The sequence below is a fragment of the Gilliamella sp. B3801 genome, from assembly GCF_026536645.1.
GTDB lineage: Bacteria > Pseudomonadota > Gammaproteobacteria > Enterobacterales > Orbaceae > Gilliamella > Gilliamella apicola_I.
In genome coordinates this window covers 1-11279 of the sequence record NZ_JAFNNR010000008.1, presented here as the reverse complement: position 1 = coordinate 11279, position 11279 = coordinate 1, and the positions used below count along the sequence as shown (strand labels likewise).

General features: G+C 40.6%; 12 protein-coding genes and 1 pseudogene. 11 read left to right on the top strand and 2 right to left on the bottom strand.

Annotated elements, in window-relative coordinates:
- Positions 1-15: 15 nt before the first annotated feature.
- Together J3U14_RS08180 and J3U14_RS08175 are read left to right on the top strand one after the other, a co-directional pair.
- Positions 16-369: a DUF3085 domain-containing protein gene (locus J3U14_RS08180; protein ID WP_267352090.1), complete on the top strand. Its 354-nt coding sequence runs from the start codon at positions 16-18 to the stop codon at positions 367-369.
- Positions 370-515: 146 nt separating this feature from the next.
- Entirely contained in the window at positions 516-914 is a 399-nt protein-coding gene (locus tag J3U14_RS08175) for a hypothetical protein (RefSeq protein ID WP_267352092.1), read from the top strand.
- Between the two features lie 201 nt (positions 915-1115).
- Here J3U14_RS08175 and J3U14_RS08170 read toward each other — a convergent pair whose 3' ends face one another.
- The gene (locus tag J3U14_RS08170; RefSeq protein ID WP_267352094.1) at positions 1116-1394 is read right to left on the bottom strand and encodes a hypothetical protein; all 279 of its coding nucleotides are present in this window, start codon (positions 1392-1394) and stop codon (positions 1116-1118) included.
- Between the two features lie 213 nt (positions 1395-1607).
- Between J3U14_RS08170 and J3U14_RS08165 the strand changes: the two genes are divergently transcribed.
- The 5 genes and pseudogenes from J3U14_RS08165 to J3U14_RS08145 all read left to right on the top strand — a co-directional run bounded on the left by J3U14_RS08165 (position 1608) and on the right by J3U14_RS08145 (position 6249).
- Positions 1608-2015: a TIGR03757 family integrating conjugative element protein gene (locus tag J3U14_RS08165; RefSeq protein ID WP_267352096.1), complete on the top strand. Its 408-nt coding sequence runs from the start codon at positions 1608-1610 to the stop codon at positions 2013-2015.
- Complete coding sequence (locus J3U14_RS08160; protein ID WP_267352098.1) at positions 2005-2937, top strand: TIGR03756 family integrating conjugative element protein; 933 nt, start codon at positions 2005-2007, stop codon at positions 2935-2937. Before J3U14_RS08165 ends, J3U14_RS08160 begins: the two co-directional genes overlap by 11 nt.
- A 79-nt stretch (positions 2938-3016) precedes the next feature.
- Positions 3017-4333, top strand: a complete 1317-nt coding sequence (locus J3U14_RS08155) for an integrating conjugative element protein (protein WP_416380165.1) — start codon at positions 3017-3019, stop codon at positions 4331-4333.
- A 12-nt stretch (positions 4334-4345) separates the two neighbouring features.
- Entirely contained in the window at positions 4346-4708 is a 363-nt protein-coding gene (locus tag J3U14_RS08150; protein ID WP_267352102.1) for a hypothetical protein, read from the top strand.
- A gap of 9 nt (positions 4709-4717) precedes the next feature.
- A pseudogene (locus J3U14_RS08145) lies at positions 4718-6249 on the top strand (conjugal transfer protein TraG N-terminal domain-containing protein).
- 35 nt (positions 6250-6284) lie between these two features.
- Here the strand turns inward: J3U14_RS08145 and J3U14_RS08140 are convergent.
- Positions 6285-6647, bottom strand: a complete 363-nt coding sequence (locus J3U14_RS08140) for a DUF3742 family protein (RefSeq protein ID WP_267352103.1) — start codon at positions 6645-6647, stop codon at positions 6285-6287.
- A gap of 225 nt (positions 6648-6872) precedes the next feature.
- Here J3U14_RS08140 and J3U14_RS08135 point away from each other — a divergent pair, with 225 nt between their 5' ends.
- The 4 genes from J3U14_RS08135 to J3U14_RS08120 form a co-directional block, all read left to right on the top strand.
- Positions 6873-8162 carry a hypothetical protein gene (locus J3U14_RS08135; protein ID WP_267352104.1) on the top strand — a complete coding sequence of 430 codons (1290 nt, stop codon included), beginning with the start codon at positions 6873-6875 and terminating at the stop codon, positions 8160-8162.
- Positions 8163-8313: 151 nt separating this feature from the next.
- Positions 8314-10269, top strand: a complete 1956-nt coding sequence (gene mobH / locus J3U14_RS08130; RefSeq protein ID WP_267352106.1) for a MobH family relaxase — start codon at positions 8314-8316, stop codon at positions 10267-10269.
- A gap of 138 nt (positions 10270-10407) precedes the next feature.
- Complete coding sequence (gene vgrG / locus J3U14_RS08125; protein ID WP_267352108.1) at positions 10408-11091, top strand: type VI secretion system tip protein VgrG; 684 nt, start codon at positions 10408-10410, stop codon at positions 11089-11091.
- A gap of 103 nt (positions 11092-11194) precedes the next feature.
- The coding region (locus J3U14_RS08120) for a transposase (protein ID WP_072075904.1) at positions 11195-11279 on the top strand (85 nt) is incomplete at its 3' end.

Here is an 11279-nt window from a genome sequence, read left to right as displayed (position 1 = left end):
AAAGAGGATATCTTTATGAGTATATTATTTTATTCATCGGTCGCTATTCCTATCATTATAACGGCAAGAAAATATGATAGCCGCATCATGTTAGTTAAAGACGGTGGAGTCTATTTGATGGTAAATACGCACAATAAAATGAGTATTGGTTATGCGAAAAATTGTAATCCTGATATTGATCCCGATTATTTTGATTACTCTAGTCGTCATCTTGGAGGTAGTGATTTTTTTGAATCTTTTGATCCCCATGACAAGATATTTGATTGGGTAATCAATTATCAATTAAATCTACAAATCAGTAGGAAAGGTAAAAAAATACTTTTATCCGCAGTACGTGGTGAATCCTATGAATTATCTGAATCAGCATGATAGAAAGAATGCTGACTTTTTAAATTGACTTATAAGCACAATAATTATTTGTTTTTTTTAATAAATGTATTTAACCCTATGGGGAAGTGACTTTTCCCTGTGAAAAACATTTCTCCTTTTTTAATTTACTGAAATGGAGAAATGGTATGTCAAAACCAACTAAAAAAACTGATGCTAAACACTTAAAACACTATTACGGTATTGCTAAGATTTGCTTTTTCATCATGGTCTTTAATATCGTCGTGCGTCTTGACCTTTGGGTTAGTATCGCAGGAATGATTGTTTTACTGCCGTATTTATTACAGAAGTTATTGTTAAAGAAGTTGGATGCTGCTAAGTATCTAAATCTTTTTAATCACTATGTTGATGCGATTAAAAAAGTGCATCAAGAACCTAAGATTAACCAAACACAAGAAAATACCCATACACCTGCGCAGACGATTGAACCGACTCAATCAGAAATGAATGATTTTGTTGATCCTTCTTTTGAAGCCATTTGGCAAGATTATCCGCAAAGTAATTTTATGTGGGATGAACAATTGTAAGGAGTTAACATTTAATGTTTAAAGAGTAAATTAATATTCAAGAAGGTTCCTTAACAGGAACTTTCTTTTTTAGATGTCAAAGACTCATCATGTAAATTAGTATTTATGCGCTATATATAAGCAAAAATAGAGAAAGGCAAGTCCTAATATACCGCCCTGTATAACGCCGAAAATAGGTTTGATATCAACTTTAACACTATCTTAAGTATCAATGTTTTCAGTACTACTAGTTGTCTTTTTTTGTTGTTTTAGGTCTTCATTTTTATTTGTATTTTTTGTTGGCTTTTTGCCGCTATTTACCCATATAGCTAATCCAATGGGAATACCCAAAGCCAGTATTATCGATACAACTGCTAATGGAAGCCTGTACTCAGGAGGACCTTTATAACCTCCGGCGCTTTGGAACATACCATGATAATAAGCGAAGCAGGGAGAGTTACAAAAAAAGATAAAAAATAGCAAAATAAATTTTTTAAACATTATCAGTAGCAGTTAAATTAATCTCTAGCATTATAACAAAGTCATAACCTAATGACAAAATACCCACTTATCCTAATATGATGGATAGGATTGACAGATTTTTTATCTATTTAAAGCTATTAAAATAAACAACGCCTATTTTCCATTAATCCTCGTTCAAACAGCCTAACTGCGTTTAAATCTCATGCATTGTAATCTTAATGAAGGCAATTCATGAAAATCAAATCCTTATTATTTATCGTCAGCATACTGCTGGGTAACTTCAATGTTTATGCTTCAGTGATTATCGTGACTGATAAACTACATCCACTGCACAATATTCCTAATGATGCCGAAATTATTATGCTTGATGATAGCATCGAGCTTCATGCTACCTTATCAGACAATCTGCCCAATGATCCTGTACAAGCTGAGCAACTCGTCAAAGCGCGGTTAACGGCGTTAGGAAACAGCTATCAACAAAACATGAAGCAAGCATTACAAGGTGCATTAGCGGCTTATCAGCTAGGTGTCATCAAAATTCCTGCTGTGATTCAGGATAATCGCTATGTCGTTTATGGTGAATCAGATGTTTTAGCTGCGTTAGCGCTTATTAAGCAGCGAGGACAGGATGAGCCGTAAACATTTCTCAATCACCGTATTAGTAGCCTTTTTTGCAACGTTCAGCGTCAATGCCAAAATTAATACAGTCGATATTTCCGCATCAACGCTGTCTCCAGATTGCCTCGAATACCGAATTGCCGGTATTTGTTATTGGCTTTTGTGTACACCATTAGGTTGCAAAGTCAAAACATCGGTAAAAGTCAAACACTATGTCCCTGATGCTGTGGTCACAAGCTATGTCAGTACGGGCGACAGCCCTTGGACCGAAACGGCTATTATGGGAACCCCTGTACCTGGTGCACAAAGTGGAAGTTATGCAACATCCAATCAAGCTAACGAAAATGCCATTGCTAAATTTAATAACGTTGATGTAATTGGTCATCCGAGTAGCAGCTTATTCAACCAGTTTGTGAGTAGTTACGGTTATAGTTGCCTAGGGGCAGGCCAATCCTTTATGCCTTATTTTATTTCAACCCTTGATACCGTGGCTTGGCGTTACAACGTGCCCGAAGTCGCCTATCCAGAATCGTTAATCCCAGGAACGCGAGAAATCGGTACACGTACTTCAGCAAATTTATGGGGCAATGTTTATCCGCGTGGCGGTTTTACGCATCAAGCCGATGATTACAAAGCAGCCGCAACCAATGCACAACGAGCAGGTGATATCGTCACGCGCCGTGGACAACCGCATGTTTACTTGCCACTCCTTGCTAACAAAAAAGACGGCTATTGGCCCGCTGGTGAATTAATTGAGAGCAAAGCGTCCACCGGAAAATGGCAGGCACTGACCCCAAAAACGTCCTCCAGTTGCCAAGTGTTTCCCGACAACCAAACCCTGCATGAACAAGCTGACGATGGGGCTTATGGGTGGACGTTATGGCGACCTTATAGCTGCTGTAAACGCCGTGGGCAAACTTTTTTATATAGCATTGATTTTTAATAAGGACCCAAACATGATTGATTTATATAAACGCACGTTGCTTATTAGCTTGTTAAGCCTGGTTGGATTTACTGTACCAATGACCAGTTACGCGATTCAAACCCAAATCGATGACACCAGTATTAATACGAGTGGTGCTGTCATTGATGATTATGTTTTTTACAACATCGGTGGTGGTCGCGCGGTATCTATGTCAAAGCACAACAACATGCAAAGTATCAAAATTGGTGCGGGTTGGAATAGTAACTTAATTTGTGGTGACATGAACTTGGAAACCACCCTACAAAACCAACTCAACGGCGTAACGAATGGCTTTCAGCAAATCATGGGTAACGTCATTAACAACGCGACCAGCGCTGTAGCCTCATTACCCGCCATGATATTACAACGGGCTGATCCCGCGCTATATAATCTGTTAACCAATGGGATCTTACAAGCTCGCTTAGATTATGACCGTTCAAAACTCACTTGTCGTGCGATGACCGAAAAAATGGCAGATATGGCTGGTGGTAGCTATGGTTGGGGGCAACTTGCTCAAGGGACTGCATTATCGAGTGCGGTGAGTCAAAACAAAGATGCGGTTGATGCGATTGATAAAACGGAAGCTGACAAAGGCAATAATGGTGTGCCGTGGGTGGGTGGCAGTAATGCCGGTGGCAACGGGCAAAATCCAATAAAAGTCGTGTCTGATGTGACAAAATCAGGGTACAACCTACTTAATGGTCGTACAGTGACGGACAACAACAGCACCAATAAAAGCCAATGTGGTAATAATTTAGTGTGCCAAACGTGGTCATCCCCTGAAAAAGCGAGTGCCTTTGCCGTGCGAATACTCGGTGAACAAGTGCATCAAACGTGCGAAGGATGCACGAAAACCCAAACCACCGCAGGCGTTGGATTAACACCACTCATTCAAGAAACCTACGAAGAAAAACTCAAGAATATTCAAGAACTCGTTTCTGGAAGCCAAACGATGACCTTTGAAAATCTGCAAAATGCGGGCAGTCAATCGCTGCCCATTACCCGTGGTGTGATAGAAGCGCTTCGTGATGAGCCTGATTTAGACATGATGACAACTCGTCTTGCTTCTGAAGTCGCGTTATCGTCTGTCATGGAGCAAGCACTATTACTACAGCGTGTAATGATCACCGGTAGCAAAGAGCCGAATGTCGCAAGTAATGATTTAGCTCAGAGTGCTCTAGCACGAGAAAACAGCATACTAGAGCAAGAAATCAACAACCTTAATGCGGAGCTAGATTTACGACAAAAACTCGCTAATAATGCCGCCAAAACTATTTTAGATCGGCATCAAATTCGGAGTGAGAACTCACGCACTATTTACCAAGGTGATCCAGATCGTAATCGCTTACAACAAATCCAAAAACCAAGCGAATAGAGGCTATTCTCCATGTACAAAAAACTAAAACTACACTGGCTCTTCAATCGTAGTGTTGCTCTGTTCTTACTCAGTTTAATTGGATTGATGGGCGTTGCAATGATGATTAATGTAGTAGGTATTCAAATAACCGGCACAATGGGCAACTGGCGTAATTGGCTAGCACATCACTCATATTATTTCTTAATTTGGCGAATCGTTTTATACACGCTAGTGATTATGGGCTGGTTGTGGGCTAAAAGGCGTTTGACTGCCCGTGAGTTACGCCACTATCCACAAAGCCATATCACACTTAAACAGCGCTTTCTACGTATTGAAGTCGCAACCGTGATTGCTTTCATTGTATTAGAGCTGAGCAATGGGATCGGGAGATAGTAACGCGTGATGACACTTTATACCTCCGATTATCTTGAATACTACTTAACCCTGGTTGGTTGGATTGTCAGCAATGGCATTTGGCAAGTACTGGAAGCTTCAGGGCTCTTTGTTTTACCCTTTATCAGTATTATTTTACAAGAATGGCTTAAAGCCAGAGCTGAAGGTGCTGATGAAGGTAACAAAGGGGCACTATCGGCTATCCGCGTTGAAAACCGTATTTGGGTGGCGATAGTGGTGATTTTATTTGCCGGTGTGCCTTTTATTGATATTAACCTAGCCAGTATCAAATACGACAGTAGCCGCTCCGAGCAATGCCAAGTACTAGTTGCCAAGCCTGAAGAGACCAATTGGAGCAATGCGTTTACTTCACTGAATAATCAAACCGCTAAAGTACCGCTATGGTGGTTTTTAATTCATTCCGTTTCCAAGGGCATTACCAGTAGTGCGGTCGCCTCCATCCCGTGTGGTATTGATTTACGGCAAATGCGTATCGACATTGATAATACCCGTATCAATGATCCACTGCTTGCTCAAGAAATCGCTGATTTTACCCATGATTGCTATGGACCGGCACGGGCTAAACTCTTTATGAATAGACCAATCCTCACGGATAAACAAATGAGTGATGTGAACTGGATAGGTTCACACTACTTTTTAGATAATGCTGGCTTTTATGACACTTACCGCTCGCATACCCCAAGAACCGCCTGGCCGTATAACACAGCTCGTGATGCAGGGCTTGCTCAGACCAATGACGGCGGAGGCTATCCCAATTGCACAACGTGGTGGTCAGACAGTAACAAGGGGCTACGTGCAAAGATTATCAAACAAGTCGAACCCGATTTACTGTCTCGTTTTGCTCGTTGGCTGCATTTAAAAAGCCACGATGAAGTGATCGATGAAATTGTCAGAGCGATTGCCTCGCCAAGACAACAAACCATGAACCAAGGCTCTGTCTATACCGATTATGGTGGTGTGGTGGGCGGCAACATGGATAATCGAGTGGTAGGAGCACTCGGTGATATTGGGCTTGCGGTTGGGTCATTGTCTTATTTTCCGTCAATGGATGTATTACGGCAAGCCTTACCACTGGTGCTGTCTTTTTTAAAAATGGCACTGGTGATTTGTATTCCACTCGTACTGCTCATTGGCCTGTATGACTTAAAAACCGTAGTAACAATAAGCTGTGTTGAGTTCGCGTTATTTTTTGTGGATTTTTGGTTTCAACTGGCCCGTTGGATTGACAGTACGATTTTGGACGCACTTTATAGTTGGGACTCGCCTCATAGTAACTGGAATCCGTTTCTAGGCATTGATAATGCGATGGGAGATATGCTCTTGAATTTTGTAATGGGGGCGATGTTTATCGTATTACCAATGTTTTGATTAGTGCTCTAAGTTGGGTTGGTGTTCGCGCAGGGAACATGGTGCAAATGTTAACTTCTGGTAGCAATGATGCTAAAGGGGCTGGAGGAAAAGGTGTTGGAACATTAATGAAGGTTGGCAAGATGGTTGTAACAAAAGGAGCTAGTAAGTGAGAAAAATACTTTCATTGATACCAAAATATAGTTTTTTAATCATTCAAATCATCTGGGTCATCTTTCCAAATGATGCACTCATCACCTTTATAAAGTCCCCAACCAGAAGGTCCCATTCTCCACTCTTCTTGTGGGGGAGGAGAAACATCAATATCCACACCAGCTAATAACAATGCACCAATGATTAAGGTCACTAATCCCATCCACATAGGGAACAAGATAAACAGTAAGGAAATAAGAATGAACAGATTAATCACTACAGTGAGTTTTTTAGCAAAAGAAGCTGATAATCCTTTGCGAATCAGGAATTGGCACTCTTTACGTAAAATCCAGCCAACAGACTGCCTTAAACGTCCTCGAACGCTTTGTGGGGCTTTGTGGTTAGTGTTGGTTTTCACAGTAGTCACCTTGCGGTATCGGGCTGATGGTCAAAAAATAACATGAGTAGCGGGTTTTATCAACAAAAAACAACATTAAACCGATAAGAAATTAGATTGATCGTTATCGGCGATCAATGGGGTTTTATTGATCTATATAAACGATTTTTCTAAGACTTTATTTTTTGTTAAAAGAGTCTACTACCTAAAAAGATGAAACCGAGAAAACAATGAGGACAAGTTAAGATGATCAGTAACACACAGATAAAACGCTATTGTCTCGTTCGGCAAGCAACCCTAAAATTTTTCTTGTTATATTGTTGCGTAGTACTGTGGCTTGCCGGTTACAGCCATGCCGCCGTATCTGCGGTCACAAGCCATTTTATTATCGGCAGCGCTCCAACATTTAATCCTCAGCTTGAACAAGAAATAGCACAACAACAGTTTAGCTTATTAATGTTCAATTATCAGGGGAAGACTTACGGTAATAGTACAATGCAATCTTTCCCTGCGGTTGATCCGCTCTCGACAATTCAAGATTTTATCCAACACGTCACGATAGCCCCGATGGTATTAAATGAGGGGGATGCGCTTGATGTGGATGGTGATGGTGTATTTACGGTTACATTTAACAGTGCGTCATTGACGCTTCGAGACAAATATAATGAGATAATCGATGTGAGTCATACCTTTTGTGAGCTGGTCGATAAAGCCCCCTTTACCTTGCATCTTAATGCAGCGCTTAATTTAACAACTCGTTATGGTGTTCCTAATACAACCGCTTACAATGTTAGTCAACAGTATCTTATCCCTTTAAAACCCACGCTTTGTTATCTAAAACCGAGTCTGACTTATGGCAGTGGTAACTATGCGGGCGTGACGACTATTTGGAATCCACAGCAAGGGTTTATTTACGATGCAAGTAAAACCCCTTTCCCAACAACGGGGATGGATGGACTGAATTTTGATATTAAAGTACTCGGTGTGGATGTGTTAACACAAGACATTAACACGATTTATTCTCATTTAGCCAATGTTAGTCTGCAATTAAGTCCGATGGATAGTCAAACGCTCCATGTTAAACTCAGTGGCCCAACGGCGAATAATCCCAAACCGTTTACTGCCAATGTCTTTAATATTCTGATTGGTCCAGCCCTAACTTACCGCTTTAAAATCAACCATTGGTTTATTTATAACAACGATCAATTACTGACGTGGGGTAATGCCAATAACTGGTGCAATGGGCTTGGGGGGAATCAACGTTATCAATTACCTGCAATAACACAACTGTCCAATGCGAGCCAGGATGTATCGGGTCAAGCCGGGGTTAGAAACTATACTCGATCTATTGGACAAGGGTTATTACCTGAATGGGGATCGCTTGTCAGTTATGGTCTCATGACCAGTCATTATATTTGGTCAAGTACCTTGCGACCAAATAGCGGTGGACATTATTACGATACCCACAATGTTATAGGCTCTATTTCTTCACCTGTGCCTGCGTTTCAAGAAATGAATTTGTGCGTTTCAAAATAATTTACGTGGTTTTAAAAGGAAAAGGGAAAAAGGTTTTAAGCGATAAAAGGTATTAATAGGTCGTTAAGGGTAAGAGTGCCATCACAAACGTGATGGCCTCTACCTCTGAAAAGATTATCGACGAAAGCAAAAGGTAAAAAGGAAAAGGGCAATGTGGTTAGGATTATTTAGGGGTAAAAAGGCACAAGCCATGAGCAATTCCCCCTTTGAAGTATCTCGCACTGTCCCCGATGGTTTTATCGCACCACAAACCGCAGAAAACCTATTATCCAACGTGCGCTGTCAGCAGTTATTAAAAGTTATCTGGCAGCGCACGTCGTTGTCATCCTCACAATTTAAACAACTCTATTTAAACCCCATTGAACGCTATGCCGAACTCGTTCAACTGTTTCCTGCTTCAGAAAGTCACCATCATGCCTATTTAGGTGGAATGCTTGAACATGGGCTTGAAATCATGGCTTATGCATTAAAATTTCGCCAATCCTATTTATTACCTATTGGCTCATCACCTGAAGAGCGCAGTGCCGTAGAAGATTGTTGGACAGCCGGTATCGCTTATGCGGCGCTGCTTCATGATATTGGCAAGATCGCCGTTGATATCCATGTAGAATACCAAGATGGTTCAATCTGGCATCCGTGGCATGGTCCTTTAAAAGCCTCGTATCGATTTCAATATCAAAAAAATCGTGAGTATCGTTTGCACAGTGTTAGTATTGGACTGTTATATCGGCAAATAATCGATACGAAGTTACTTGATTGGTTAGCTGAAAGTCATGAGTTATGGACACTGTTCACCTACTTTATTGCAGGACAAATGGAACAAGCAGGCGTATTAGGTGAACTTGTCACCAAAGCAGACCAAGCCTCCGTTGCACAGTCACTAGGTGGGAATACCAACCAAGTGATGAACTCACCTAAACATTCACTGCAACGAAAACTGCTTGATGGGCTACGTTACCTGGTCAAAGAAGAACTTAAACTTAACAACAATGGGCCGAGTGATGGTTGGCTTACCGAAGACGGGTTATGGTTAGTCAGTAAAACTGTGTCTGATAAACTCAGGGCTTACTTATTATCACAAGGTATTGAAGGGATCCCTTCCAAAAATTCGATACTCTTCACCGCACTTCAAGAACACCATATTATTTTAAGTACAAATGAAGATAAAGCCATTTGGAATGCCACCGTCACCAGTCACAGCAATGGTTGGTCGCAACCCTTTACTTTTTTAAAAGTGATGCCTTCACTGATTTGGTTAGATGAAAAGCCACCTGTTTTTGAAGGAACCGTTGTTATCAATCTGTCAAAAGATGACAGTCATGCTGAGCAACAATCTGATGATAACGCGACACAAAAAATGCCATCCCCATTTACAGAACAGAATGTATCCGACACAAACCATAAAGTTGAACCAGTCGTAACACCTAACGATTCACTGCCTGCCGATAGTTTAGAAGCGGTATTCAATTTACTTGAACTGAATGACGAGGATGAGCAACCAGTGTTAGAGGAGATAGCCAGTCAATTGTCTGTCACTGAAATCAACCCAACTGAGTCCAACTTAAACATTGATAGTCATCCAACTAATCTTTTTAATACTTATTCATCAATATTACAAGAGCCTACTGAGCAAAAGAGTACGTTGATTGAATTTACCGATACGGAAAAGCAAGTAATGAAACAAATTGATGAAATAATCCCATCGGGCGAACATTTTATTCAGTGGTTAAAAGACGCTATCTTAATGCAAAAACTCATTATCAATGAACCACAAGCTTTAATTCATACCGTGGATGATACCTTGTTTATCATTACACCAGGTATATTTATGCGTTATGTGATGGAATTTCCACAGGTGCAACAGATCGCCAAAGTCGAAAAAATTCCCGCATGGCGATATATGCAAAAAGCCTTTGAAAAGCTTAAATACCACAAACGATTAGAATGTGGCTATAGTATCTGGACGTGTGCGGTTGAAGGCCCCAAAAGTACCAAAAAAGTGCATGGGTATTTATTTGATGATCCGACAATACTTATTCCTGATATTGTTTATAATAATCCTTATTTGAAAATTATCGTCAATATAAACAATACACTAACCTCATAATTTAAGTGTAAAAAAGATTGATCTGCTTTAAAAGATCAACTATCTTAGGGTAACGAATCTGCTTATCGTTATTCATTCATAAAATTACTCAATAAATAAACAATAATAAATATTGAGCGCAAATAATAAGGGATCGCTATGGCTACGGTAGAACAAGTGGCAGGTACGCTAGCCTCGGTGGTGAGTGGTGTTGCCAATAATCAATATACATTAACAATTGAAGAACTTAATCTTAGCACTAGGCTATCCGTGTTATCGCTTGATGGGCATGAGGCTTTAAACCAACCTTGGCGCTATGAAATTACCTTTACCTGCGCTGATAAACAGATCCCAATAAATTCAGTACTGAGTCAATCAGCATCGTTAACCTTTGAAGTTCCAAATCTTGTTGAGCAAGTCGTTCAAATCAGCTCCCTTAAAAAGCCAACCTTACCACGCACATTATATGGTGTGATTACTGAGTTTAGTTTGCTATCTGTCAGTAAAGAGGAAGCCCGTTACCGTATCGTCTTACAGCCACGCCTTGCCTTATTTGCCAATGACCATTTTAGCGCAATTTACCAAAACCAGAGTGTGGTGAGCGTAGTTGAGGAAGTGCTACGCCGCCATGGTTTTACCGGCGTGGATTATCGCCTTGAGCTCAACGATAGCTATCCTGCGCGCGAGTTTATTACTCAATGGCAAGAGAGCGACCTTGAATTTATTCAGCGCTTACTGAGTGATGTCGGCATTTGGTTCCGTTTTGAAAGCCACTCAGAGCATCACTGTGATGTTTTAGTGCTGAGTGATTACGAGCAGGGACTTGAGGATGCGGGGCACTGATGAATCCCCTAATGATTTTTATCAAAATCATTAAGTTAAGGTAGATACACATCTTGTCATATGATCAAATGGTTTCGCCAAAAATCAATAATCAGACAACAAAATGTGCGAACTCGATATTTTACACGACTCTCTTTACCAATTCTGCCCCGAATTACACTTAAAACGACTCAACAGCTTAACGTTGG